The organism is Enterobacter cloacae complex sp. GYL001 (assembly GCF_049237125.1).
Lineage (GTDB): Bacteria > Pseudomonadota > Gammaproteobacteria > Enterobacterales > Enterobacteriaceae > Enterobacter > Enterobacter hormaechei_C.
Window position 1 is genome coordinate 1 of the sequence record NZ_JBMKGW010000017.1, and the last position, 25,539, is coordinate 25,539.

The 25,539-nt window shown below is 53.5% G+C and carries 23 protein-coding genes and 1 pseudogene; all 24 read left to right on the top strand.

Annotated elements, in window-relative coordinates; all coding sequences use genetic code 11:
• Positions 1 to 71 precede the first annotated feature (71 nt).
• The 24 genes and pseudogenes from ACOTWU_RS21115 to excA all read left to right on the top strand — a co-directional run bounded on the left by ACOTWU_RS21115 (position 72) and on the right by excA (position 25,341).
• Positions 72 to 1,235, top strand: coding sequence for a site-specific integrase (locus tag ACOTWU_RS21115; RefSeq protein ID WP_301741653.1), 1,164 nt, complete (start codon positions 72 to 74; stop codon positions 1,233 to 1,235).
• Between the two features lie 19 nt (positions 1,236 to 1,254).
• Positions 1,255 to 1,731 (top strand): hypothetical protein, encoded by a 477-nt coding sequence (locus ACOTWU_RS21120; RefSeq protein WP_022649982.1) that lies wholly within the window; start codon positions 1,255 to 1,257, stop codon positions 1,729 to 1,731.
• A 146-nt stretch (positions 1,732 to 1,877) separates the two neighbouring features.
• On the top strand, positions 1,878 to 2,714 hold the full coding sequence (locus tag ACOTWU_RS21125) for a hypothetical protein (RefSeq protein WP_022649983.1): 837 nt from the start codon (positions 1,878 to 1,880) through the stop codon (positions 2,712 to 2,714).
• Positions 2,715 to 2,819: 105 nt separating this feature from the next.
• Positions 2,820 to 4,025 (top strand): conjugal transfer protein TraF, encoded by a 1,206-nt coding sequence (locus ACOTWU_RS21130; RefSeq protein WP_022649984.1) that lies wholly within the window; start codon positions 2,820 to 2,822, stop codon positions 4,023 to 4,025.
• A 108-nt stretch (positions 4,026 to 4,133) separates the two neighbouring features.
• Entirely contained in the window at positions 4,134 to 4,550 is a 417-nt protein-coding gene (locus ACOTWU_RS21135) for a hypothetical protein (protein WP_123839394.1), read from the top strand.
• A gap of 70 nt (positions 4,551 to 4,620) precedes the next feature.
• Positions 4,621 to 5,094 carry a DotD/TraH family lipoprotein gene (locus ACOTWU_RS21140; RefSeq protein ID WP_022649985.1) on the top strand — a complete coding sequence of 158 codons (474 nt, stop codon included), beginning with the start codon at positions 4,621 to 4,623 and terminating at the stop codon, positions 5,092 to 5,094.
• The gene (locus ACOTWU_RS21145; RefSeq protein ID WP_022649986.1) at positions 5,091 to 5,897 is read left to right on the top strand and encodes a type IV secretory system conjugative DNA transfer family protein; all 807 of its coding nucleotides are present in this window, start codon (positions 5,091 to 5,093) and stop codon (positions 5,895 to 5,897) included. Before ACOTWU_RS21140 ends, ACOTWU_RS21145 begins: the two co-directional genes overlap by 4 nt.
• Before the next feature lie 12 nt (positions 5,898 to 5,909).
• Positions 5,910 to 7,070 (top strand): plasmid transfer ATPase TraJ, encoded by a 1,161-nt coding sequence (gene traJ, locus ACOTWU_RS21150; protein WP_022649987.1) that lies wholly within the window; start codon positions 5,910 to 5,912, stop codon positions 7,068 to 7,070.
• Positions 7,067 to 7,354 carry a hypothetical protein gene (locus ACOTWU_RS21155; RefSeq protein WP_022649988.1) on the top strand — a complete coding sequence of 96 codons (288 nt, stop codon included), beginning with the start codon at positions 7,067 to 7,069 and terminating at the stop codon, positions 7,352 to 7,354. Before traJ ends, ACOTWU_RS21155 begins: the two co-directional genes overlap by 4 nt.
• 71 nt (positions 7,355 to 7,425) lie before the next feature.
• Positions 7,426 to 9,696, top strand: a pseudogene (locus tag ACOTWU_RS21160) (LPD7 domain-containing protein); the annotation flags it as partial.
• 1,289 nt (positions 9,697 to 10,985) lie between these two features.
• On the top strand, positions 10,986 to 11,336 hold the full coding sequence (locus tag ACOTWU_RS21165) for a hypothetical protein (RefSeq protein ID WP_022649990.1): 351 nt from the start codon (positions 10,986 to 10,988) through the stop codon (positions 11,334 to 11,336).
• A gap of 89 nt (positions 11,337 to 11,425) precedes the next feature.
• Positions 11,426 to 12,043: a DotI/IcmL family type IV secretion protein gene (locus ACOTWU_RS21170; RefSeq protein WP_179297403.1), complete on the top strand. Its 618-nt coding sequence runs from the start codon at positions 11,426 to 11,428 to the stop codon at positions 12,041 to 12,043.
• A 10-nt stretch (positions 12,044 to 12,053) separates the two neighbouring features.
• The gene (locus ACOTWU_RS21175; RefSeq protein ID WP_022649992.1) at positions 12,054 to 13,034 is read left to right on the top strand and encodes a DotH/IcmK family type IV secretion protein; all 981 of its coding nucleotides are present in this window, start codon (positions 12,054 to 12,056) and stop codon (positions 13,032 to 13,034) included.
• Complete coding sequence (traO, locus tag ACOTWU_RS21180) at positions 13,034 to 14,341, top strand: conjugal transfer protein TraO (RefSeq protein ID WP_022649993.1); 1,308 nt, start codon at positions 13,034 to 13,036, stop codon at positions 14,339 to 14,341. Before ACOTWU_RS21175 ends, traO begins: the two co-directional genes overlap by 1 nt.
• Positions 14,322 to 15,095 (top strand): conjugal transfer protein TraP, encoded by a 774-nt coding sequence (gene traP, locus ACOTWU_RS21185; protein WP_123839398.1) that lies wholly within the window; start codon positions 14,322 to 14,324, stop codon positions 15,093 to 15,095. The genes traO and traP overlap by 20 nt, the downstream gene beginning before the upstream one ends.
• A complete protein-coding gene (gene traQ, locus ACOTWU_RS21190; protein ID WP_022649995.1) occupies positions 15,095 to 15,619 on the top strand; it encodes a conjugal transfer protein TraQ in 525 nt (174 codons plus the stop codon). Before traP ends, traQ begins: the two co-directional genes overlap by 1 nt.
• A 34-nt stretch (positions 15,620 to 15,653) precedes the next feature.
• The gene (locus ACOTWU_RS21195; RefSeq protein ID WP_022649996.1) at positions 15,654 to 16,058 is read left to right on the top strand and encodes a DUF6750 family protein; all 405 of its coding nucleotides are present in this window, start codon (positions 15,654 to 15,656) and stop codon (positions 16,056 to 16,058) included.
• Positions 16,059 to 16,256: 198 nt separating this feature from the next.
• Entirely contained in the window at positions 16,257 to 16,967 is a 711-nt protein-coding gene (locus tag ACOTWU_RS21200; RefSeq protein ID WP_234103969.1) for a conjugal transfer protein TraT, read from the top strand.
• 86 nt (positions 16,968 to 17,053) lie between these two features.
• Entirely contained in the window at positions 17,054 to 20,107 is a 3,054-nt protein-coding gene (locus ACOTWU_RS21205) for a hypothetical protein (RefSeq protein WP_022649998.1), read from the top strand.
• Complete coding sequence (locus ACOTWU_RS21210; protein WP_022649999.1) at positions 20,107 to 20,676, top strand: hypothetical protein; 570 nt, start codon at positions 20,107 to 20,109, stop codon at positions 20,674 to 20,676. Before ACOTWU_RS21205 ends, ACOTWU_RS21210 begins: the two co-directional genes overlap by 1 nt.
• A 12-nt stretch (positions 20,677 to 20,688) precedes the next feature.
• Complete coding sequence (gene traW / locus ACOTWU_RS21215) at positions 20,689 to 21,891, top strand: conjugal transfer protein TraW (protein WP_022650000.1); 1,203 nt, start codon at positions 20,689 to 20,691, stop codon at positions 21,889 to 21,891.
• Positions 21,888 to 22,430 (top strand): conjugal transfer protein TraX, encoded by a 543-nt coding sequence (traX, locus tag ACOTWU_RS21220; RefSeq protein WP_022650001.1) that lies wholly within the window; start codon positions 21,888 to 21,890, stop codon positions 22,428 to 22,430. Before traW ends, traX begins: the two co-directional genes overlap by 4 nt.
• 57 nt (positions 22,431 to 22,487) lie before the next feature.
• Positions 22,488 to 24,647, top strand: a complete 2,160-nt coding sequence (locus tag ACOTWU_RS21225; protein WP_022650002.1) for a DotA/TraY family protein — start codon at positions 22,488 to 22,490, stop codon at positions 24,645 to 24,647.
• Between the two features lie 61 nt (positions 24,648 to 24,708).
• Positions 24,709 to 25,341, top strand: a complete 633-nt coding sequence (gene excA / locus ACOTWU_RS21230) for a plasmid IncI1-type surface exclusion protein ExcA (RefSeq protein ID WP_022650003.1) — start codon at positions 24,709 to 24,711, stop codon at positions 25,339 to 25,341.
• Positions 25,342 to 25,539 lie beyond the last annotated feature (198 nt).

A 25,539-nucleotide genomic window follows, 5' to 3' on the forward strand; every position in this document is an offset into this window, starting at 1 on the left:
TCCACACACCGGATTGACAGTGTTATTGCATTTTTCGCACAAGGCTTTATTTTCTTCGCCTTTTGGGAGTAATGATGTCTTCTGTTGCGCGTATTAGAAAAATGTCTCTCAGTCGGGGCCTCGATAAGTATTACGAGTCGGTATCAGTTCACAAAAAGGGACATCTTCAGGAATTTTACCGGGTCAACGTCATTAAGCGTCACCCACTGGCTAACCGGAACATGGATGAGATCACCACAGTTGATATTGCAGCCTACCGTGATGAAAGGCTGATGCAGTTCAACCCAAGGACTGGGAACCCTATCACTGGCAATACAGTAAGGCTTGAACTGGCGCTTTTATCATCTCTATTCGGGATCGCTCGCGTGGAATGGGGAACCTGTCGAAGCAACCCAGTCGAACTGGTACGTAAACCTAAAGTATCCAAAGGTCGTGATCGCCGCCTGACATCCAGTGAAGAGCGCAGACTGTCCCGTTATTTCCGGGAACGAAACTTAATGCTGTATATAATTTTTCATCTCGCGCTTGAGACAGCCATGCGGCAGGGTGAAATCCTTAACCTGCAATGGGAATACATCGACCTGCAGCACGGCGTAGCACATCTGCCCGATACCAAGAATGGCTCATCACGAGATGTTCCTCTCTCACGTAAGGCTCGTAACCTGCTTCAGATGATGCCGGCCCAGCTAAAAGGTAAGTTGTTTTCCTATACGTCATCCGGTTTCAAAAGCGCCTGGCGGAATGCCCTCAAGGAACTCTCTATCGAGAATCTGCATTTTCATGATCTACGGCACGAGGCCATCAGCCGTTTCTTCGAACTCGGTACGCTGAACGTTATGGAGGTCGCAGCTATATCAGGCCATCGCTCGATGAATATGCTAAAACGCTACACCCATCTGAGAGCTTACCAGCTGGTCAGCAAGCTGGACGCGCGACGGCGCCAGACTCAAAAGATCGCCCCCTACTTCGTGCCCTATCCTGCCCAGGTCGAGCAGGACAGCGAAGAATCAGGTGACATCAAGGTAATGCTATGCGATTTCGAAAATCTGACAGTATCAGCGCCGACTCGCGAACTTGCTTTGGCCCGCGCCAGCGAACTGCTACTGCGGACACTGGCTCTTGCAGCCCAGCGCGGCGAACGAGTCCCCGCGCCGGGAGAGCTTCCTGTCAGGACAAACAATCACATCATGATATGTCCGCTTAACCCCGACCTGGCACTGTCGGCCCAGGTATAACTTTTCTTCTGGAGGGGCTGTGTTTCTGATTTTCCTTTCAGCAGTACCACTAACGCTACTGCTGTATTGCCCGATAATGACAATCGTCAGTGCCGTGACGCCCTGGAAAGGGTTCCGAACGGCCTTGGTTCGACATCGTAAGAAGCATTACACAACCCTGCATCTGTCGACATTTGACCGGGTTGGCCATCTTAATCTCCGGCGTGCGGCACGCTTTCACCGGAGCTTTCTGGTCACGTTGCAGCTGGCGCTACAAAGAGACAGCTCGCCGGTGTACTTCACATCCCATCTGATGCGACCGGCACACCTGAAAAGCATGACTATCCTGATGTCAAAAATGGGGGAAACGCACCGCTGGCGCTGCACCACAGTCACGATACCTCCAGCCATCAGAAACGGGATACGGCTGCAAACATTTTTACAGGAATGGCGCTGGATAACCGTACCTGAAACCGGCGTGCTTGTACTCATTCGGCCGCGCCGGAAAGCTCGCTAAAAAAGCAAATACACAAACGTAATTAAAACGAACACGCAAACGCAGTCGATCTACACGATCGAATTAACTCGTTATACATACGCGTCACGATTAATTATTCTTTAACCCACTGAGTAACAAAGTTTAATTTCACTTAAGGGGGCCATGTGGCAAACAGTCTCACAGCAATTTTCACCTCGCTTCTGGCGCTCCCCGACCTTGATCGGAACAGGATTGCAGAACTGCTTCAGCGCAATGATAAGAAGCCCATGCAGACCACATCACTTCGGTTGCGACCTGGTACCCGTCAACTGATTGATGAGCTGTCAGGCAAAATTGGAATTTCTCAGTCAGAGTTGCTGAGTATGGTAATTGAAGGCTCTTTTCGCGATATCTTCCTGCCATTCAGTAATACTGCAATCAGCGTTATAGACCGCTTTGAGCTACTGATGCAGTCACACGAGCTTAGCCCGACAGACATCGCAGAACTGCTGTCGTCATGGAATGTTCGGGTTAGTGTGCTACAGGACAGGGAACGTACAATGGACTATCTGTCCACCCCGCTTCTCCAGGCGCTCGCTGACTGGTTTTTCGTTTCTCCTGGCTGGTTGCTTGGAAGCAACGTTCCCCCTGTCGACACAGGCAGCGCGAGTCATCAATGGCCACAAACGGAAGAAAATTTCCGGGAGGTAATTATTCCTTCAGCCGAAAATAATAATGACAGCATTATTTTCTGGAAGACTGAAAATACAACTGAGGATAAAGATCAGGAACGAAACGGCATATTAATTAAGAAGAAAATATCTTCATCTCAGCTGACATATTTTCCGGTGCTATCCATTATTACGCGCACCCTGAATACAGAGCAGGAATGCTGGAAAGAGCGACTCCTCAGGGAACACGCAGCAACAGGTACTATCCGCCTCGTCACCTTAGGTGCAGGGCTGGCAACAGCACTTGAACACGGAACAACGTTACCCGTACTTATATTCAGACAGCTTTAAACCACGCTGAAAATCTGAATTAAAAAAGAAAAAGGAAATTTTGATGCTGCCGCATCAGGACCTACTTTTGCCCTAAATCCAGACAGGACTACAGGAAATTTACTTATGAAAAAGACTCACATTGCAAAAACACTGATATCTTTCGCCGTCATGATGGCATTTCATGCGGGAGCTGCAACCTCTTATATGGAAGCCCGCAGCGATGCGATGGGCGGGACTGGCGTAGCTTCCGCACATTACGGTACAGCTGCCTTATCCAACCCGGCACTCCTGACGAAATTTGGCGCGAACGATGACTTCAGCCTGGTGCTGCCGTCCGTAGGTGTCCAGGTAGCAGACCCAGATAATGCCATCGATAATACCGATGACGTAAAGGATCTGTGGAACAATTTTGACAATGCAGTTGACCGCCAGAGCGGTGTCAGCGAAAGTGCAGCCGCATTACGCAACAAGTTGGAAGACCTGAAGGACGTAAAAGCAAACGGACAGGTCGGGGCATCTGTCATTGCTACCACTCCTAATAAAGTGCTTCCATTTGCGGTTGTCGTGAAGTCCTGGGGCACCGTTTCCGTAAACGGCAAGGTCAGTGATCACGATCTACAGTATCTCGATAATATCGCCAGCGGCGCCATCCCGTCAGATACGGTAGACAAGGATGCACTAACGTCCCGCGCTTATGGTCGGGCTGCCGTTATCACCGATGTCGGTGTGGCTATGGCGCACGAATTTGAAACAGCGGGACATAGCTGGTCACTGGGGATCACGCCCAAGTATCAACGCATCGATCTTTTCAACTACAGCGCAAAGGTAAACGACTTCGACAAAAATGACCTGAATTCGGATGACTACCGCAATACTAAAACCGGATTTAACGCCGACATCGGTCTGGCAACAAACCTCGGCGACAACTGGATGCTGGGTCTCGCGGTACAGAACATCATCGCCCGCACCGTTGACACTAAAGCAGTGAATGGTGAGAAAGAAACATTCAAAGTAAAACCACAGGCCACTGCAGGCGTGGCATGGAGTAACAGTATCCTGACCACCGCTCTCGATGTGGATCTGACCGAAGCAAGCCGCTTTGAGCGGGATGACAAACGCCAGTTCGCCAGTGTGGGTGCCGAACTGAATGCCTGGAACTGGATGCAGGTACGCGCGGGTTATCGTCAGAACATGGTCTCCAGCGAGGGCAACGCTTTCACTGCGGGTCTGGGCTTCTCTCCTTTCGACGTAGTACATCTGGACCTGACCGGTATTGCAGGAACCGATCGTACCTACGGTGCGGTCGCACAGTTGCAGTTCACGTTCTGATAGTTTAGGGGAAGCCCGCAATGGGCTTCCTCTGCCGTTTCTTTGTGTGTTATCCCCTGTGCACTGGCTGTAATCCCCCCGAACTTTCTCCCGCTGAGACCGTTGAAGATGAAATCTTTCCGATATGTACATGTATTGCATCAGATCAGCAGTGTTGCTTTCAGCAGCCTGATAACTGCGCCAGCCACCGGTTTTTTTATTCTGTTCATGTTATTTGGATTCAACCACTCGCTCGCCGACACCTTCCTTGAACAGGCCCGATCACTTACCGGTGATGCACCACCAGGCATGGTAAGAGAATGTAAACAATCAAACGATAGCGGCCCGCCATCTCCTCTTGTAATGCCTCAGGTATGCAAAACGGTATTAATTGATGAGGATGACTGGAAAGAGCGTGTTGACGATACCATCAGGCAGTTTTATCTCACTTTCTCTGTATTCGGACTTTTATTCTGGATGACCGCAAATAATCAACCATCTGAATTAATTAGCTGGATACGCAGGAAAAGTAAACATCAAAATTAACGGCATCATAAGCCTCGCCCACTGAATCTTCTGGCTTTAATCTCCGTCGCCCCCCGGCAAGGTAACTACCATGAATTGTTTAATGCTTCCCGGCGTGTTGGCCATCTCCCTGCTCGCCGGCTGCCAGTCCTGGACTACGCCATCAACGTCTCCAGTTTCTCCTTCCCCCGACCGTTACGGCGCGGCCTCATCCGTTTCCGTTACCCGTCACACACAGTATCAGATGTGGAATAACGGTGTCTGGTCCGGTTCGAAAACCGCGCCATCATCCATGGAGATCGTTCGCTCCAACAGCGCTGACGTCTCTTTCGACTGGGAAGGTGATGCTGTGGAGCTACTGGATGAACTGGCGCGGGCACGTGGCCTGCAGTTCAACTACAGCGGCGTTCGCCTGCCCTTGCCCGTAACATTGCACGTTCGTGGCATGACGTTCAGCAATGTGTTGCGCGTTATCGAAGCGCAGACCGCATGGCGCGCAACCCTGAATCAGTACCCTGGGCTGCTCCAGCTCAACTTCATGCAACCGGAGACCAGAAAGAAATGAAATGCTTTCTCTTGTTACTATTCCCTGCTCTGCTCCTGACTGGGTGTGCAGGAGAGCGGCCGGCTTCACCGACAGATACAGGGGCACCACCTCCGGATATGCAGGCCTGGCTCAACCCGGAGCGACAAAGACCAGAAGGTCTGTCCGAAACGCGCTGGCAAATGCTTACTGATGCTGGCAGAACACTGGGATTCCGGGGAGGAAAATCCCAGCGGGCATGGGAGTTAACCCAGGCACTCAACGCCCGCGAATCCACCCTCAATGCCCTTTACGATTTCCGTCCACTTATCAGCCCTGAAGGCTGGCTTCCTCCGGTTATTGATGAAGCGCAGGACGTAGCACACATCACTCCTGATCAAATTCGCACAGCCTCAAAAGTCTGGACCATCATCCGACCGGAGCGATTCGTCAGTAACCCGCCCAGCTGGCGCAGCTGGTTACTACGCGGTCTGGCCACCACGGCAACCCCTGGCACAGAAGGTCTGGTTGTGCCGGAAGACAGCGCCCAGAGAAAGGTCTGGGAAGACGCACTGAAAAAAGGCTGGCAGGAAGGTCGCGAAAATGCCGATCTGACCTTTGAGGCCAGCATGAATCAACTCACCCGGGACTATCGCGGCATGATGCTTTATTCCCTGCTCTGGCGACGGGGCATGATTTCCCGGCCGGAAGTCACCGAGCAGCAGCAGACTGTTACTGGCAGTGGTCAGAAGCTCGTTACCGGCGATCGTGTTCGCCGACTCAAATCACATGCATCGTTTGAGCTACAGAAATCACGCTGGCGCCCGTCCGTTACCATCCAGTAAGGAGTTTTCCTCGTGAACATATCAGCTATCCCTGACTCGTTCGGGCTTTTCCCGTTCAGCGGTGCCTATACCGCCGACGAGTTCAGGACATTTTTTGCCTGGTGTTCGGCACATGGAGTCAGTGATGTGGATCTGGTTGGCGGCTCACCAGTTTCAGTGAGTCGTTATGGCCGACGTGAGAGAGTCTCAGACACCATACTGCCGAATATCATGCTGGGAAATATGCTTGACGACCTGCTGGGGCCAGAAGTGCGCCCCCGAGTGCAGGGTGGAAGACCGCTGGACAGAGCCATTCAAATCGACGGCGACATGCATGGGCGATATGGCCTGGAAAGGGGGGAACGCGTGCGGCTACGCGCGCACATCATCCAGGGGACATCTGCCCGGGAAGAAAAGGCTCTCTCCGTCACTCTGCGTGTGATCCCCCACATCATTCCCGATTTTCTGAAGCTGGGTATCGAGCCCGATCTGGCGGCGGCAATGCTGCCAAAAACCGGGCTGGGTCTTATTTGCGGTGAAACGGGTTCGGGTAAATCAACGTTGCAGGCGTCGTTGTATCGCCACTGCCAGGACACACAGCCCGATCGCAAAATTGTGACCTACGAAGATCCAGTAGAGTACATTCTCGGCCGCCCCGACGACCTTCTGCCGCCGCATCAGGCTCAGGTAAGACGTGACGTCGCAAGTTTTGCAGATGGGCTTCGCTCCGCAATGCGCCGAAACCCGGAGGTCATCGGTATCGGGGAAATTCGTGACACGGAAACAGCAGAGGCTTCTGTCCAGGCTGGTGAAAGCGGACATTTAACCATCGGTACACTGCACTCTAAATCACCAGGTGAAACCCTGAACCGACTGCTTGGTCTGTTTCCGCCTCAGATTCGTGATGCACGCGCCTGGGAGATGCTTGGGATGTTACGGTTTATCGTAGTCCAGGTACTTGTCAGAACGACAGACGGCAAACGCCGGGCTCTCCGGGAATACATCGTCTTCGACGATGAGCTACGCGATGCACTACAGAATCTCCCGTCAGAGAAGTGGCCGGCCCACATCGATAACATCCTGAGACTGGAGAAAAGGCGCATTATCGATCAAGTGCGTGAAGGTTACGTAACGGGTGATATAGACAGACACGAAGCGGCACTCTACCTACCGACACAGGAGCTTAGACATTGAAACGAGAAGGATTCTGGCGCTATGCCACACCGCCTGTCACCTTTTTTGGTATCCCGCTGCCGTTCCTTTTGCTGTATCTGGTCTGGTTTCGCTGGCCGTCCATGAAGACGCTGTATATCTGTTCCGCCATTCTGGGATTCTTTGTTGCCCTGAATTTCTTTGGCTGGAGTGTACGGGCTATCTGCCTGCGCGTAATAAGTACCTTCAGGGGAAAGATTGCCTCCGGTCGCCCCTGGTGGTACCGGCATTTTGTTGAAAAACCACGAGACTGGACTGGTCTCTGAACCCGATGTAACCCGTTCGTTCCCCATAGCGCTCCCGCGCTACTCCCTCAATATCTTCCAGGAATGTGACCATGCAAAAAAGTCACCGCGTATGGCTTGCCGTACCTCACGAAGAGAAGGACGACGCCATCAACGCCCACCCGCGTCTCAGCGATGGGCAGAAAGCCCTTAAATGGGACGATGAGCACCGCCTCTGGTATGCCCGACCAGGAGCCGACCTGACCAGGTTCGAGCGATGGATGCCCCGCCCCCATGAACTGTCGATGAATGCGGACGATCCGGTAACAGAGTTTGCTCAAAAACTTGAAGAAGCAGGGCTGCTAGTTAAGGGGCTCCCCGTGATGGATGGAAGCCTTCAGCGCGTACCGACGAAACAGGACAAGAAAGGTTCGAAAAGCGGAGCTTACAAGGCTTACCTGGACGGGCGCCCTGCCGGATGGTACCGCGATTATCGCAGCGCCGACGCTAAACCGACGCAGTGGGTGTTTTCAGGTGGTGGCGAGATGGATCCGCTTGCGCGTCTTCATCTCCGTGCACACGCCCAGCAAACGCGTGAAGACAATGCCCGTGCTCTGGAGCAACAGTACAACCGGCAGGCGGAGTACGCCGCCCGATATGTTGACCGCTACCCGCAGGCTACAACGAACGCCTATCTGACCCGTAAGGGTGTGGAGGCTGCGCCGGGTATAAGAATCAACGATAAGCAAGAACTTGTGATCCCCTTCAGCAATGCGCATGGCGACATACGCTCTTACCAGCGTATTCCGCTCACCGGCGGAAAAGACGCCCGCATCCTTAAAGACAGTGAAAAAACAGGTAACTGGTTTGCACTGGGGACGCCACAGAATGGCCTGCCTTTGCTGTTTGCTGAAGGATATGCCACAGCAGCCTCTCTGCATGAGGCATCAGGTCTGCCGGTACTGATGACGGTTGATGCGGGAAACATGATTGCCGTTGGCCAGAATGCTCGTGCCGTTTGGCCTGACAGTCCTTTTATTTTCTGTGCAGACAATGATCATCAGCTGAAGAATGCGCAGACAGGACAACCTGAAAATAAGGGCATCCTGAGCGCTGAGAAAGCGGCAGAACTCACGGGCGGCAGAGTCATCGCCCCTGATTTCACCGAAGAAGAAAAAGCACGCTTGCTGACGGACTTCAACGATCTCGATATCAGCAGGGGCAGAGAAGCCTTCCGTGAGCACATCAGCGACCGCCTCAGGTCTGCCGGCATCGATATCCGGACAGACTACGCACCCAACGATGCACAATTTCTCTCACAACAGGACCCAAAAATGGAAAATCTGGAAAGTCAGGAATCCGGCCAGTCTTCGATTGCCCCGGATGAACCTGTCGTTATTCCGTCTGAAAGCCACAGGCAGGATGAGTCAGTAAACCCAGCGCCTCCCGCCCCGCCTGAACCTGAAATAATCTCTCCGGCAGCGGTGATGCCGCCCGATGAAGCCAGTATCAGTGCGGCACCGGTTGAGAATAAGGCTGAACACGATGAACCCGCCCCCACGTCCCTGCGAGACGCTGATGTTTTAATTCCTGATACGCAGAGCACCACGGACGTGACGATCGCGACATCTTCTGCGGATGCCGGTCAGCGTAGTCATAGTGCCATCGAATCAGGATCGAATATACCGGTCCCTGGCCTCGATGATTATGCAGACATACGCGCGCAGATGGACGACCCACAATTTGCTGAATGGGTGAACAGTCAGTCTGATGACATTCCCCATATGCCTGCTCAGGAACGACAGACAGACCATGAACTGTCAGAAACGGGCAAACAAACCCTGAAGCCTGAGGCTGCGTCACATGAAACAGACGCTGAGTCTCCGGAGCCGATCGTTCCTGAATTACCAATCCCTCCACAGTCCCCCGGAGCAACATCAACCGGGCAAAAACAGGAGCAGACGCAAACTGCCGATGTGGATCCAAACACGTCAGAGCCCTCCCCGGGCAGGAAGGAAACGGCAGAGAGTGAGATGCATGAAGCGGATGGGCTTGTCTACGGACCGCGAAGGCCGGAACCGCTTCAGCGAGAAGATCTCGATGAAATCATTAAAGCCCTGTCAACGGAAGAACAGCGTGACAATAAGGTGCTTTACCGTCTCGACGGGGAAGATGCGTTTCACGATCTCGGCAACCGTCTCGAAATGTGTAACGGTGCGAGTGAGGACAAGCGCAAGGTGCTCGCCGCGCTGGCCGTGGCATCACGCTATTACGGCGGTGTGGTGGAGCTCACCGGCAGTACGCAGTTTAAAGAGCAGGCCATGCGGCTCATTATTGAATATGACCTCGATATCCGAATGAAGCTGCCTGCGCAGCGCGCGCAGCTTGAGACTATGCGGCAACAGTTTGGGGCAACCAGGGATTCAGTCACAACACATATTCCTACGCCGGATCTGAACCGACAGACTCCATCACCTGATGCCGCATCGCCAGTGTCACCGGCAACAGCCGCCCCCGAAGCTGTTACCCCTGACGCTCCGGGCATACCCGTGCCCCCCGTATCACCCACGCCGTCAGCACAGGCAACTGCCGCAAAGCAGCCTGCCGTTTCACCCTCAACAGAGCCTGTAGCGCCTAAGCAGGCCGACAGCATCCGGGTCCCTGATATGCCCGCTGAGCCCGCCCCCTCTGCACTGAAACCAGGCCAGAGCGTCACGGCGGTCCTCAAGAACTTTGGTGAAGCGATGTACGAAAATAAAGAGCAAAAGGGCAAGAGCTTCTTTATCGAGCTACAGAACCGCGGTGGAAGTCATACCTACTGGGGGCAGGATTTACGGGAGTTGATCGCGCACCACAAAACCGGCGATGTGGTCACGCTGACGCTCAATTCCCGTGACAGCTGGCAGGTACCTGGTGAGGAAAAAGAGCGCGTAAAAAATAACTGGTCATTGACGTCCGCCTCAACAGGTCTTGCCGTGGCACATGATCGACCGGAGCAGGGACAGCCTCTTCAGGCTTTCCCGGTCGATACGTTTGGCCGCCTCACACAGCAAATCCGACAGGCTTGGCCTGAGTACACCACAGACCTGAAGCTGCCACCTCGCCTGGAAGAGCGTCAGTTTTATCTGGGCGAAGACAGGCATCCTGTAAAGTCACCGGTAGCCGCGGCCAGCATTTCGCCACCGTCCACGGAAGCACCAGACAGGCTGGTACCCGTCATGGCCTCTATGGACACACAGTCAAACCAGTTAGATCTGCTGCTTGTCCAGTCTGCGGGGGAACACCTGCAGGGGATGGTTCGTCTGGATGGCACGCTGTATCCGGCACTGGCCACGCCAACCACAGACAACAGTCAGCTGGTTATTAATGCCATCACCGATGACGGTCCCCGCTTTGTAGGCTACGGACAGGCGGTGAATTTCGAACCCGACGGCACCACCCGTGCCGCACCTCAGCTGATGACGTTCCACCTGAAAGGTCGGGAAGAGGATACACCGCTTCCCGCCCGGCTCTACACACCGGAAAAACAGGCAGATACCTTGTTCCAGCGCCTCGGTTTTGAACAGACCTGGAAACAATGGGATGACGCCCGAAAGCCGGAGGGCAGACAGGAAAAAGCGCTTCATCAGGAACACTCCCACAGCCCCGGCCGCTAAGCCGATAAGGAGAGAGAATGCGATATCACATGCTTAAAGCCGGACTTTTGTCCGGCTTCATGCTTTTTTCTGCCGCCGCTGCGGCGGCAACCTGCCGAGCAGGAAGTGCTGCTGAAGCGGGTAGCCAGGCTGGTTATGAGCGAGCCAGGGCGGCCGCAACAGCCTGGGAACAGCGCGAAAGCAATGTCTCATCCTCCCTGCAGTCCTGTCTGTCCCGTATCAAGAACGTCAAGGTGACCCTGCCGCAATTCCCCGGGCTCGATGAAATCATTTCGCAACTGGAAAATAAGGTCTGCGAAGCGGCCCTGGATAAAGTCAACGAACAGATCCCAGACAACATCGATCCCTGGAAAAACTTCAACTCCTGAAACCTATGACAAAACAGACACAATCAGCCCCCCCTGCAAAGGGGCGGGCCCCCTCCCCTGCGGAGGATCCGCTGAAAAACGCCGTGAACATGATGAAAACGGCAGAAAAACGCCAGAAAATGGCACCAGAGCTGATGAAGAGTAACCTCCTGCTGGGGAGTGGCCTGCTTATCAGCATCATCCTCAATGCTGGCCTGACCTGGGCTCTGATACAACAGCCACGGGATTACTTTGCCACCGACAGTGGGCGCCTGGTTCGCCTGGCTCCCACTTCCGAACCAGCATGGAGCCAGGACGATGCCATCGCCTTTGGCAGCAAGGCTCTGATGCGGGCCTTTAACCTGGACTTCGTTCATTATCGTGAACAGGTATCCTCTACAGCATCGCTGTTCTCTGAAGCAGGACACGCCAGTTACATCCAGGCGCTAACCAACTCCAATATCTACGATGCCCTGAAACGCGAGCGTATGAATCTTACCGGTTCCGTAGGGGCTGGTGTCGTCATCCGGCGTGGGCGTCTGTCTGACGGAACCTGGTTCTGGACAATGCAGTATCCGGTACGTTTGCGCCTGGTTGGGCAGACGACCAGCAAGCCTGAACAACCGTTTGTTTTCGAAATTACCATCCAGCGCGTAGATCCACGACAGAAACCCGTCGGGATGGAAATCCGCCAGATGATCTCACGCAACGCTCCCCGCAATCTCTGAGGCTCCCGCCATGAAACTTCGTTATCTCATGACCACACTACTGCTGTGTGGTCCGGCCCTCGTAGCCGCCGCTGACAATACTGGCTGGCAGGATGCCAGGACGCCTGGTGCAACAACTGCCGCCGCTCCTCAGGGGGCAGAAGCGCAAACAACAGGTGTACCGGCAACCCGGATTAGTGGAGAGCTCCCGCCCCCGGAACAAAGCTCGCCGCTGGTAGATGAGGCAGCAGGTTTAGACTCGCCTCTGTCAGCGGATGAGATACGCGAATTGAGGCTTCGACTGACCGACAACGAGCGTTCTGTAAATGCCCCAATGATAAGCGTGGTTCCGCGTATCAGTTCATTAACCCTCAATCTTTCTCCAGGCGCCAGTATCCCGCTGGTACGCACGGCCATGAATAACCAGAGCGTCGTCACCCTGACGGACATCAATGGCGCACCGTGGCCACAGTCAGATCCGCCAATTAATGCCAGCCCGAAGAGTTTTGATGTGAAGTTCAATGCTGGAACCAACATGCTGGCCATAACACCACTGCGCCCGTGGGCTGCGGGGAATATTTCCGTATATCTGAAAGGGCTTGATGTTCCAATCATGATCAATGTGACAAGTGGTGAGACAGACACCCGTACTGCCAGTCAGGAGATCGACAGTCGGCTGGATTTACGCGTCCCGCGTCTGGGTCCTGGCTCAGCAGCCCCGGGCGTACCCGTCGATAAAATCGCACTCCACAGCGCCACGTTGCAGGCTTTTCTGGATGGCACACCACCAGAAGATGCCCGTCGCCTTAAATTCCAGGGCAACGTCCCTGACACTGCGATCTGGCAAAGCGGTGATGATCTGATGGTCCGTTCCCGCGCAATGCTGCGCGACGAGTTTGAACAGACACTCTCTTCAGCGGATGGTACGCATCTCTGGAAACTCCCCGTCACCCCGTTACTGACCTTCTCAGTAAACGGGAAATCCGTTCACGTCACGCCGGAGCTTCAGTAATGAGCGCAGAACAGGATGCCGGTAAGAACGGCAAAAAACTTTTTTCAATAATTGGATTTAGTGCCCTGGTTTTAGTGACCGCGGGTTATCTGGCCATGTCGTGGCTGACACATGACCCTTCAGGAACAGATTCTGCCGTCAACCTTAACGGTACGGCCTCAAGTGCCGTAACCACCACGACGGAGAGCCCGCGTTACCGTGAACTGCTTAAAGCCTCAAACGATTTAGGCGCGCAGGAAGCCGCACGGACCGATTCATCCTTCATCGCCAGTCTCCCGGTCGGCCTTGAAGTCACGGAACCCCCTCCGGATAAGGTGCCAGAAACAAAACCGGTGGACCTGCCACCTCCGCCGCCAGCAGCATCACGCCATGCGGAAAACCCGGCCGGAGAAGAGCAGGCAAACGAAAAGCGCCAGGCTCAACTGCAAAAACTGCTTAAGCGGATCAGTGACGCACAGACTGGCGGCGATGCACCGGTGCTGGCAACTGCCCTGGCAAGTGTTACGCAGACATCGCCAGCGACTGGCACAAGAAACCTGGCAGAGACAAAAACTGAAACAGAGAGTGCACAGGTCTTCATCCACGCACTTACGCGTGCGGCCGGTTATATGGAGACTGCCGTGGATTCAGATAACCCCAACTCAGAGGTTGTTGCGGTTATTCCTGCCGGGCCGCTGGCTGGCGCAAGACTTCACAGTTCGTCAGCAAAACTTGCCGGCAATGGACTGGATATCAGATTTACCAGTATGAGTTGGAACGGCATGGAGCTGAACGTCAATGCAAGCGCACAGAGTGAGAAAAACCTGATGTCTTCTGTGGCCTCCGATGTTAACCATCGATGGGGAACACACATCGTTCTGCCCGCTGTACTGGGAGGTCTTGGTGATCTTGGCGGTCTGTACAAGGATGCTAACACTCAGGTTATGCAGTCCAGTGTCGGTACCGTCACCGGACGAGTGGGTAAACCTGATGGCAGCACAGTGGCTGGTGTAATGGTTGGCGGCACAGCCCAGACCGGGGCGGAAGTCATCAAACAGGAGATGGCCCGTGAGCCGTTCCGCCAGGTCACCGTGAAGCAGAAAGAAGTTATCTCCATTCTCTTCGTTGACTCGGTTACTTCTGACGACATTGTCAGCAGTAATAAAGCGGCTCGTCCCGCAATCAATAGCACCTTATCAGCACCCGCTGCCGCAGAGCAGCAAACCGAAACCCGCCTGCAGGAAGCCATCGCGCGCCGCCAGGCTGAAATCCGTCGTCAGTATGGCGATACCGTACCCGTGAGGAACAATGATGAACCAGAAAATTGATATGCCTGAAGAAGAAACACTGGAAAGCGAGGATGATTTTGGCGCGCCAGATCCTCGCGAGAAACCGCCCTTCTGGAAGCGAGACCTGCTGTTTGGCTATTCTCTGCCGTGGCTTCTCGGGATAACGCTTCTGGCAGTGGCCAGCCTCTGGTACCTGTTCGGTCCATCACTGTCATTGACGAATAATACGCCGTCTGAAACCAGCTTCAGTGAAGTTGAAAATACACTCGACGGTGCACAGCATAGTACGGTTGAGTCTGTTCCGCAGCAGGCTGTCTCGCCAGCCGCGGCGCAACCGGCGGCACATACGTCCCTGCCAATGGCTCAGGACGACAGGGCGAGCATGATGACGGATATCCGTGACGAGCTGAACGATCGTGACCGCAAGATAAATGACTCTCTGACGTCGCTTAAAGACAGCGTTACGCGCCTGTCTGATGCTATCAAAAGGGATGAGGCTTACGCAGTAGAAACGCGTGCACAGCTTAATGAGCTGACACAGAAGCTGGCTGTTCTGGAAACCCGCGTAAGCACCTCTGATGCCTCAAAAACAGCTTCCCGGCCCCAAAAACGGCAGACAACCAGTGCTGTTGCAGGCATGAAAATCATGTCGCTGGAAGCAGGAATGGCGTGGATCAAATGGCAGGGCAGTACCTGGTCAGTCCGGGAGGGGGATACGCTGGGTAAAGTCACTATTCGTCAGATTGATCCTGCCACGCGCTCTGTGGTGACAACCGGAGGAACCCTGCGCTAATGGCACTGGATGCCGTCACGCTAATAGAGAATCTTGCTTCGGGCATCTTCACCGCTGGGCTGGATTTATTATTCAGCTGGTCCGAGATGATTGGTTTTTTTGGCCTCATCGCACTTCTGACCCGGCAACGTTCCAGTCGAAGTCCATTGTCCCCGGGCAAGTTTGCTATTGGCCTTTTTTCCTGCGCCGCGCTGGTATCTCTCCCCTCCATCATTAATGCCAGTGGTGCGCAGCTTGGCTTTGGCGCCACATCTTTTGATGCAATCGCGTATGTGCAACCCGCCACCTACGGCGTTGCTGCCGGGGCTGCTAACGCCGTACTTTCTCTGGTCCGGCTAGCAGGAGTGGGGTTTGTCTATGCGGCACTCGATATGTTTCGACGATCAGAGCTTGAGGGGCACACCGCACTCAGTTCAAGTGAAAGCATTCGCGCTGCGACAGTAAAACTGTTTGCAGGGACCGGTATGGTCTTTTCACCTCAGCTCATCGATGCCGCACTTGCCACTCTCGGCCTCTCTTTTTAACACACTTCGTTTTTTTATAACCCAAGGAGACACTATGTCACTTTTCCGTGCTATTTCCGCGCGTCTTTATGCCGTCGTTATTTTCTGCCAGCTGACCATGATGCAGTGCCGCGAGCGCATGATTCAGGGGCTGTGTGCTCTGGTCACGTTCCTGTTACCCGGCATGGCCTTCGCTGATGGCGATCTCGCCGATATGTTTGGTAGCGCCGCCTCTGGTGCCAAAAGCGGTAAAACTTCCGGCCTGGAAATTGCCCAGGCGATCGGTGTGTTCATCTTCATCGGTTCCCTGCTGTCCTTCAAAAAAGTGGGCACCAATCCGCAGATCACTGTGGGCCGCTGCTGTGCAGGTCTGGCCATCGGCGCACTACTGGCCGTAGTCCCTGAAATTATGGGACGAACCCAGAAACAGCTCGGTACCAGCTCTGTCAATATCAGCTAACCACAGGAAAGGGTCGGTGTTTACCGACCCTTTCAGGAGAAAACGATGAGCAAAAAGAAAAAGACACCTGACTGTCCATGGCTACATCCGCTTCCGGTTCCTGATGTTGTCCATTCCACAGCCCCTTTACTTCCTCCCCCCGAGAGCGTTTCTGGAGGGCGGTGTTATTGCTGTAGTGCTGACATGAAACATCTGTTTGTGTTACCGGAATCCCTGCCATTATCCCGACTTGCGGAAGACGCGCAGGATGCCAGGACCCGACTTGTCAGAGCGAAAGACACGCTGGCTCAGCTGGAGTCACGTCCCACCCCGCAGGTACCGGTTGAATATGAGAAACACGCCCGGGCTCTGAAAGCTGCCCGGACCGGGATGCAGCACGCATCACTTGCCGCCCGCCGGATTGCTTTGCGACACATCCCCAAAACACTGCTGACCGACACCAGTCTGCTGTCTGACATCGAACATGCTGAATTAGAACGGCTCACGACACCGTTTCACCTCTGTTACCTCTGCCATGCCTGGCATGCCCTCAACGGATTTGCTGCTGCTCAGGGGGTCATGGTCTGGCTACCGGACCTGCACCCACGTAATGTTGTTGCCCTGAACCGAAAAGCCCTGCAGGCCGTCTTCAGCACCAGACCAGGCGAGGTTCGGGAAGGCCGTCGGGTACTGTCGGAACTGACCCGCCATCGTCTTCCTCTGGAAGAACGTTTCGGGGGATGGCGACCAGCTGACTATGCAGATGCGCTTAAACGTTTCCCGCCAGTCATGCGCGATGAAATGCGACAAAAAATGAACGGAGTGGCGTTGATCCTGACACCTGATTCAGTGACGGACAGTGACGTTCTGTCAGGAGCCTCGCAGACAACAATATTATCCTCACAGTCATCTGGTACCACTGTCACGTAAACCTAACGCAAGCCTTATCCCGCAGATGCGCCCACAGAAGCGCCTCGCCCATCAATACACGCCATTCCGGTGGAGTCTTCGCAGCTATGAATATCAACCGCCTTGTCTTCACTATTGAAGACGTTATGAATACCTGTTCCCGTTTCGCCGTCTCTGCTGACTTTGTCGACTACTGCGACATTCGTACGGTGATCGGACTGGACAAACAAGATCTGGAGCTCAGACCCTGGCTGGAAGCCCCTTATATAGGTGTCACCCATCATGGCTATTTCCTTTCTGTATTCGAAATATCCGGGGCATTGCGTGAAATGTCGGAAACAGCCTCAGACGATCATCCGGATGCGTTTGAAGGAATGATCGCGCACCTCGCGTCCACGCTCAGCACCACCTGGAAAAATATCGGCCATAAACTGGCCTTCATTTTCGAACGTGACCCGGAAAAAGGGCGTGACGAAGTCAGCGCCATGATCGCCCCGCAAATGCGTTCAATTCAGCACATCGGCGTCCAGCTGGATGACCTGCTTAATGAGAAGATCAATGTCATTTCTCCGTGGCTTGTTCGTGAGCGCTGCTGGCTTGCCGTCTGGAGCTCTCCGACACTGGTGAGTCATCAGGAACGAACCGATTTTAACGCCACCGTTCGGGCCATTCAGGATAAAGCACCTGTCGCGCGCTTTGGTCAGGAGCCCTGGCGCTGGCAAATGTCTGGTCTGAAGATCCGGCACGACAGCTTTATCACCACTCTTGAAAAAGCACTCGTACGCGGTGGAGACGGCTTGCTTGTCCGCCTGCTTGATGTGCCTGAGTTCTGTAATGAAATCAGACGTGAAACAGCACGCAACAGCACATCGGCCGCATGGCGCCCGGCATTACCGGGGAAGGCTGCGCCAGCGGGTGCGCTTCAGGAGGGCGACGCTACAGCACTGCTAGCTCCCTTCCTGAATCTTCAGGTATTTGGTTGTACGCCAGAAACAGAAGGTAATCTGGTGCATGCAGGGGGGCTGTGGCACGGCATGGTGGCCATAACACTTCCGCCTCAGCATCCCCGCCCCTTCAATGAGCTTGTGAAATTGGTTCCACGTTCCGTTCCCTGGCGCATACGAATCGACATCATGCCTGGCGGGATGAAAGCGCTGGGCTGGAAAAAGACTATTTCATCATTTGGACAATTTATTCCCTCTATTCGCCCACTTTACGACGCTTTCACACAGCTGGCTGCAACGGATGAACGCGATCCGGTCTGCGTGATGACCATTGTGGCGTCCACCTGGGGGCATACCCGGGAAATATGCTCCCGTAATCAGATGCTGCTTGAATCAGCGTTGCAGGGTTGGGGAGTCTGTAACACGACCACCACATTCGGTGATCCTCGCAGGGGATGGGTCAACAGTATGCTGGCCGCGTCAGCGGGCTCCGGCCCTGTTCCGCTTTACCCGCCACTCTCCCATGCGCTATCGATGTTGCCCTTCAACCGACCAGGTACCGTCTGGCGAGGGGAAGGCAACCTGATGCTGCACACGGAAGACGGATGCGCCTGGGAAGTCGGGCTGGGGTCTTCTCGACAGAACAAGCATACCGAACTTGCCCCTGGCGATTCGGGTCTGGGTAAATCGGTACTGATTAATACCCTGACGGAAATACAGGTATCTTCCGCCCAGGTTTCGCTTCCTTATGTGGCTCACATTGATAAAGGATTCAGCGCGATGGGGTTAATCCAGCTGATACGTGACAGTCTGCCAGAAGAGAGAAAGGACGAAGCAGTCGGCATCATACTCAGCAACGACCCGTCTAAGTCACGCAATGTCTTCGACATCCTGTACGGCGCTCGTAAGCCAGTGACACCAGAGAAGCAATTTATCGCGTCCATGTTGACGGCCTTCTGTATCGAACCGGATAAAGGGACCCCGCCTAACCCTACAGATACCCGGCAAATAGTGAATCGCCTGATTGATCTGGCGTATGACATGCGTAGTGGTATTGAGCCAAACATGTTCCGTTCAAACGTAGAGCCAGAAGTGGATGCGGCACTGGAGTCATCCGGTTTGTGGGGTGAGCACGATCCGGAGTGGTGGACCGCGACACCATGGTACGAAGTACGTGACCTCCTGCATGAACGTGGACAGTTATCTGCAGCTCAGCGGGCACACTACCAGGCGGTACCAGAACTTGCTGATATGCCCGCGCTACTACGCAGTGAGGTTATTCAGGAGACTTTTGGCCGAATACAGCGTAACGGCTCACAGGAGCCCCTGGTGGAGTACATTGAGCGCTGCATGATTCAGGCCCGACAGGACTACCCGATGATGGCCAGTCGGACTCGTTTTGCGCTGAACCCGAACACACGCATTATTGCCGTAGACTTAAACAACGTAGCCGGCGATAAGACCCCGGCAGGCAGACTGAAAACCGGCATCATGTTCCTCTTTGCTGGCCACATCACTGCGGGTGATTTTTTGCTGCCGCAGTATCAGGATGAGGTAATGCAAATACTGCCGGAAGCCTACCTCCCGGGCATTATGCGACGCATCAACCAGCTCGATAGTGAAATGAAAACCAAAATCTATGACGAACTGCACAACGTCAAAGGCATTGATTTCATCTTCGAAGCACTGGATACGCAGGATCGTGAACAACGTAAGTTTGGTATCCGCACGGTGCTGAGTACCCAGTTCCTTACCGACTATCCGAAAAGCCTGCTCGACTCTGCCAACACCCTCTGGCTGCTGCGCTTCCGCCAGGAAGATATTCCACTTTTACGGGACAGTTTTAAGATCCCCGAACACAATCTTCATGCATTCCTGCGTATGCCAGCTGGTCCGGCTGCAGACGGTAGTGGCGTACCGATGCTATGTATGATGCGCACAACCCAGGGGACGCTGGCACGGATTGTCCGGTTTACGCTCGGACCGCTGGAGCTGTGGTCGCTTAACTCAGACAAAAAAGACGGCGCGCTACGCAGAAATCTCTCGGATACGATCGGTACTGCCCGTGCCCGTCAGTTACTGGCGGAGAAGTTCCCTCGCGGATCCGCAAAAAAACTCATTGAGTACAGGGAGCGTAACAGTGGCGCCCGTGGTGATAAGGGCGTCATCGAATTGATGGCAGACGAAATGATAAATGAGCTGGGGTATGACCTTTGATGTGTTCCATCCACCTGACGCCACGCTGTCGCCGCCCGGTAAAGGGCCAGGTCAGTCTTTCCCGCCTGGTGATCGATGCCGACGGCGTGGAGTTCGTCCTGCCGTCCCGGCACTTCCGTACAGACAGTGCAGTGAACTCCCGGGCGGTATACGCGACCGATCGCCGGGCAACGCAAGAGGCCTGTGGCGTGCTTCTTTCACTCAAAGCGCGACCACGCCAGCTGGTCACAACAGCCATCTGGCAGGTCAATGAGCCAGGCGAACCGGTGCGGGAATCGCGTCATGTGGTCCAGTGGTTGCTACCTGAAAATACAGGGGCGGTGTTAACTGATGATACCTGGTTATGGCCGGAGGGGGCAGATACCCCACAACTCAGCTCGGGAGACTGGCCGGTACTGGATATCACCCCTCCAGCTCATGCAAGAATCACGCGTCGTGGGCTGACAATCATAGACACCCGCAGCCGGGAAGGACGTATCAGCAGACGCTTTCAGACCTTCCCTCTGGTCGCCCTCGCCCCCGGCACACAGTCAACCCGCCTTCCCGGCGTGTTTACCCCGCTCAAATAAACGGAGAATCTCATGCTACAACGTCATCTCCCCGCGCTGGCGCTGGCCATCGCGTCCAGCCTTCCCACTGTTGCCAGTGCTTTAACGGTCAACGTGAACTCCAGCGTTCCGATCACGACTCAGGTTCTGCCTGAGATGGCCACCATCCAGGCAACTCTGGTCGAAATACTACAGATGCAACAGGCAACCGGCACAGCCATCACACAGAACGCCGACAAGCTCGGCGCCCTGATTAATCAGGATGGGCAGGCTACTCGTCAGCAAATGATTTTCAATAATGAAACCCAACGTCTGGAGGAGGCACGGCAGAGTTTTTCGGTACCGGATTCGATCTGTAGTGATTCCGCATCCGGTGTGGCAGCACAAAGTAAAAGTGCATCAGGCAGCGCCGCGTCAAAACTCTCATCAGGCAAAGGTGTTTCCAGTTCAGCGGTGCGGAAGAGGATTTCTACAGCATCGGAAGAACAGGCCCGCGACGCTTATGACGGTGCGAACGTACATGCCGCGTACTGTACGGCAGCAGAATATGAACGCTTTGGCGGAACCGGTATCTGCCCTGCCGTCAGTAATTTGCCCGGAGGTGACAGTCAGGTACGCTCCATCTATGGCGGCGCGGGACCTGAAGGGCAGGCACCGGCACTTTCCTGGTCACAGGAACAGATTGATGCCGCTATGGCCTACATGAAAAACACGGCTCGACCTTCAGCAGGCCGCACGCCAGGCAAAGGTGAAGTCAACACTGTTACCGGTCGTACGTATGTAGGGTTGCTCAACGAGTACAACGGTATCATCGATGCCGCGTCTGAACCTCAGCTCTCGCTGATTGCCGACAGTAAGACCAGTGAAACCACCCGTGATGCCCTGAAAGAAGCACTGCAGTCACCTTCCGCAGCGCAGTATTTTGACAATGTGGCTTCGCCGGAGGCGAAGGCGAAGGGCTACATGAGCCAGCGAGAATTTGAATCGTTTGAGGCCGGACGTCGATATGCCAACACAGCCTATCTCTCCGACCTGCAGCAAATGGACGGAGATAACCTTATGCGCGAACTCATCCGAACTACGGCACAGATGAACTGGCAACTTAACGACATTAAAGAGTTGCTGCGCAAAGGGAACGTGATCGACGGCCAGCTACTCGCCGCCTTTGCCCGCCAGTCCTACGCCCCACGTCTGAAACAACTCGAATCAGCCATGAACCAGGGAGCTGCCAAATGACACTGGAAAAAACAGTCGCACGGAAAAAAGGACTACCTGGACGTATTACCCGGGGACTGCTGAGCATATTTCTGCCATTGCAGGAAACGAAGTGGTATTTGCGGGCTGCCCGGCACATGACATCACGAAATATTGAGCGAATGCGTGATGCTTTTCCGGAGCTCATTACTGACGACAAACCGCCGGCTTCTCCTGACTGGGAAAAAGCCGTTGCGGAATCAGGTTGTACCCCCGCACAGTTGGATGAGGGGTATGTGAGCCAGCGCAGGCGCTGGCGAGTGCTGTTCTGGCTTATGGCCATACCGGTTCCGCTTGCAGCACTGACACCATTCATTATTGGTGGGAGTATCTCCGCGCACCAGATCAGCACCTGTGTGGTGCTGTTTTCCGGTGCTGGCGTGGCATGGTCAAAAGCGCTAATCGTAACCTACCGACTGTGGCAGTTACGCAACCGTCGCGTAAGTCTTGCTGAAAGAGGCACCTTTCAGCATTTCATGGCGGAAACCCATGCCGTACGAGATGCCATTCTCGGGAAATAGCTGCCCTTCTCTGCCTCCTGCCGACATCCCGGCATTCATGCATTATCCGGAGTTACCGTGAAAAATCTCATTCGTGCGCTTTGTGCAGGGCTGCTTATCTCTGTTACCCCGGCACGCGCAGGTGTCACTTACGATGACATAGTCTCTGCTGCAACCAATGCACAGGACCTCTCCCGACAGGCACTGGTCACTATCTTCGGCGATGTGGTGCTGGACCCTCTCGCCGCCGGCAATACCACGATGATCGGGAATCTGTTTGCTCTGTTTAACGGAATTATCGCCGTCCTTGCCGTCGTCTGGTTTGTATTTATTGGTCTGAAGCACATTAATAAAACGGGGCATCAGGGCAAGGTATTCAGCGGGGATCGCGATATCACCAGCACACTGAGCACAGTGTCAGGATTTTTGATGATTATCCCGACCGCCAATGGCTGGAGCATGTCCCAGCTCATAATTCTCTGGGGCGCGTCGATTATGGGCGTAGGTTCTGCCAACCTGATGGTGTCCAAAGCAGCCAGTGATATTGCCAGCGGCTACTCCCTGACTGTCCAGCCCACACAGGCTTCGACCCGAACTTCTGCACGCGGTATTTTTGAGATGCAGCTTTGTAAATATGCCATCAATACTGCGCTGGACGATTACAACAGCACGGCAAATTCGACCACAGCCAGAATGGCAGGGGTATCCGGTTCTTCTGGAGGGAATTATACCTACCGGGTCACCAACGGCAGCGGTGTGTGCGGCACGGCGACGATACCGGAACAACAGAAATCGGACTCCTCGTCTGGTTCCGGAAGCTTCTTTAACCCCTTCAGTAACCGCGATACAAGTGAAGTGGTGGATGCGCAAAACAAAGCTATGGAAGCAATGATCCAGGATATGGACAGCGCGGCCAGCGAGTTTATGGCAGGGTTTATGAATAAACGAACAACCGGCAACGGCACACTCCCGGATATTGAAACCCGCATTCAGAGAGCAGCCAGTACGTACGAACAAACTGTTCAGCACGCACTACCGGCGCAGAGTGAACAAAATGGCATACAGGATGCTGTCAGGAATTACCTCGACACTTATGGTTGGGCGGCTCTCGGTGCCTGGTACCAGACTTTTGCAACGGCCAATCAACGCCTGACAGAAGTTGCCAGTCGCGCGCCGGCAACCAGTGGGATGTCATCCCTTGGGGAAATTGGCAGCGGAGACCTGTTCAGTGCGGTAATGAGCGCCTACCGTACCCAGTTACAAAACTCTAATTATGCACCTCCAGCAGGTACAGCAACATCACAAAACGAGTTAAGTGCTTCTGAAGGTAATGACCCAAATAGCATATTAATGAACTCGTTCGCTCCATTTTTCGTCAGTTTAACCAGCAACATCGCAACAAATTATAGTGGGACAGGAACCTCAACAGGGCAGGTAAACCCATTAGTTAAAATGAAAAATGTTGGAGATTACACGCTGGTTGCAGCGGAGGGAACTTTAACAGCATACACGGTCATACGGGCTGCTGTTGCGGGTGGAGAGTCATCCCTTCTCGGGAAGGTTGTCAATATGACAGGAGCAATTAGCGCTGTAGATAAAGGGCTTGATGCCATTTCGCCAGCAGTATATTTCTTGTTACTACTTATGTTTAGCGCTGGATTTACACTTTCAATCTATTTGCCATTTATTCCGTTTATCTTCTGGATGACTGGTATTGGTAACTGGATTGTCAGTGTTCTAGTAGGTTGCGCTGCGGGACCTCTATGGGGGGCAACTCACCTAGGTACGTCTCAGGATCGAGGCAGTCGTGCGGCTTATGGTTACATTTACTTTATAGATACCATGATTCGTCCCGCACTTATGGTTTTTGGATTTTTCTTTGCATCTGTTGCGATTGTTGCTACTGGCACTATCCTTCATGCACTTTTTGGTGTCGCACTGGTCAATGTTCAAGCCAACTCGTTAACAGGTTTATTCAGCATGGCTGGTTTTTTAATGATCTATGCTCGAATTTGCACGACACTGGTATCTAGCATATTTGCCTTACAGGCATATTTACCTGACTACGTCATTTCGTTCCTTGGCGGTAGAGATGCAGCAAATACTCTTGGAAGCATGGCTGGTTCTGTCAAAGATATGTTCGTAGCCGGTGGGAGGAATATACGGCATACCCCTGGCGTTAATACGAAGGGTATGAATGGTCCAGGGGAAACAAATAATGATGGAATAAAAAGTTGAGATGTGGACATCTATCCAGTAGTGCTATAACATTGAGTGAAATACCTAAGGAGGGTTTACTGTGAAAGATAGATTCCCTAAGTGGTGGGTTTTATACTCTGTTGCAAAGTCTTTATTTTTAAAGTTCGGTATAATCTCTTTCTTGCTGATTTTTTTTCTATGCTCCATTTCAATCATCATGGATGAGTACGTACGCCCGGAGGCATATCTATACGCCATAACAAGTTGCTTACTGTTATTCGGTCCATTTGCCATCAATTATGTTATAGCCAAGAAACGCAAAAAAAAGATCCTTGCTGTTGTTGAGAAAATCAAGGAGACGGGTCATTTCAAACCGGAAAGCGGTTCTGAGGGCTGGCTCTTCTGGAAAAGTACCTACCTGGGTTTCGACTTTCAGCAAGGAACCTTTTTGTACGTCCGAATCTACCCGGGCAATGTCATGGATGTCATTGGCTTCGATGCTTACAGCCTGACACGTACAGAGGTTGAAGATTCAAAGTTGCGTCTCTTCACAAGGTTCACATCATTGCCGATGATTCCTATCGATACCGGTGCTGCATCCAGTATTGCTAACCATCTGCATGCAATGAACAACAAAGGATACACCTATAACTTCAACTTTAACGATGTCGTGAATAAAAAACGTGCCGAGATCGAATCTCTGACAGGGCTACCTGTTCCCGTTCTTGCCTGAAACACATCCAATACCCTCCAATAAATAGCCGGTTTAATTGCCGGCTATTTTCATTGATTTCATTAACGCAGATCATCGCTCTGAAAATTCACTTTAAAACAGATGATGATAATAAAAACCACAACCCATCTTATTAATGACCCTCACTAAAACAAAGGAGATCCGTATCAGATCCTCAACAATCTAATATTTGACCAA

Coding starts and splice junctions, on each gene's coding strand:
- ACOTWU_RS21115 (WP_301741653.1), top strand. CDS start 72: ATGATGTCTTCTGTTGCGCGTATTAGAAAAATGTCTCTCAGTCGGGGC.
- ACOTWU_RS21130 (WP_022649984.1), top strand. CDS start 2,820: ATGAAAAAGACTCACATTGCAAAAACACTGATATCTTTCGCCGTCATG.
- ACOTWU_RS21135 (WP_123839394.1), top strand. CDS start 4,134: ATGAAATCTTTCCGATATGTACATGTATTGCATCAGATCAGCAGTGTT.
- ACOTWU_RS21140 (WP_022649985.1), top strand. CDS start 4,621: ATGAATTGTTTAATGCTTCCCGGCGTGTTGGCCATCTCCCTGCTCGCC.
- ACOTWU_RS21145 (WP_022649986.1), top strand. CDS start 5,091: ATGAAATGCTTTCTCTTGTTACTATTCCCTGCTCTGCTCCTGACTGGG.
- ACOTWU_RS21165 (WP_022649990.1), top strand. CDS start 10,986: ATGCGATATCACATGCTTAAAGCCGGACTTTTGTCCGGCTTCATGCTT.
- ACOTWU_RS21170 (WP_179297403.1), top strand. CDS start 11,426: ATGATGAAAACGGCAGAAAAACGCCAGAAAATGGCACCAGAGCTGATG.
- ACOTWU_RS21175 (WP_022649992.1), top strand. CDS start 12,054: ATGAAACTTCGTTATCTCATGACCACACTACTGCTGTGTGGTCCGGCC.
- traO (WP_022649993.1), top strand. CDS start 13,034: ATGAGCGCAGAACAGGATGCCGGTAAGAACGGCAAAAAACTTTTTTCA.
- traP (WP_123839398.1), top strand. CDS start 14,322: ATGATGAACCAGAAAATTGATATGCCTGAAGAAGAAACACTGGAAAGC.
- traQ (WP_022649995.1), top strand. CDS start 15,095: ATGGCACTGGATGCCGTCACGCTAATAGAGAATCTTGCTTCGGGCATC.
- ACOTWU_RS21195 (WP_022649996.1), top strand. CDS start 15,654: ATGTCACTTTTCCGTGCTATTTCCGCGCGTCTTTATGCCGTCGTTATT.
- ACOTWU_RS21205 (WP_022649998.1), top strand. CDS start 17,054: ATGAATATCAACCGCCTTGTCTTCACTATTGAAGACGTTATGAATACC.
- ACOTWU_RS21210 (WP_022649999.1), top strand. CDS start 20,107: ATGTGTTCCATCCACCTGACGCCACGCTGTCGCCGCCCGGTAAAGGGC.
- traW (WP_022650000.1), top strand. CDS start 20,689: ATGCTACAACGTCATCTCCCCGCGCTGGCGCTGGCCATCGCGTCCAGC.
- traX (WP_022650001.1), top strand. CDS start 21,888: ATGACACTGGAAAAAACAGTCGCACGGAAAAAAGGACTACCTGGACGT.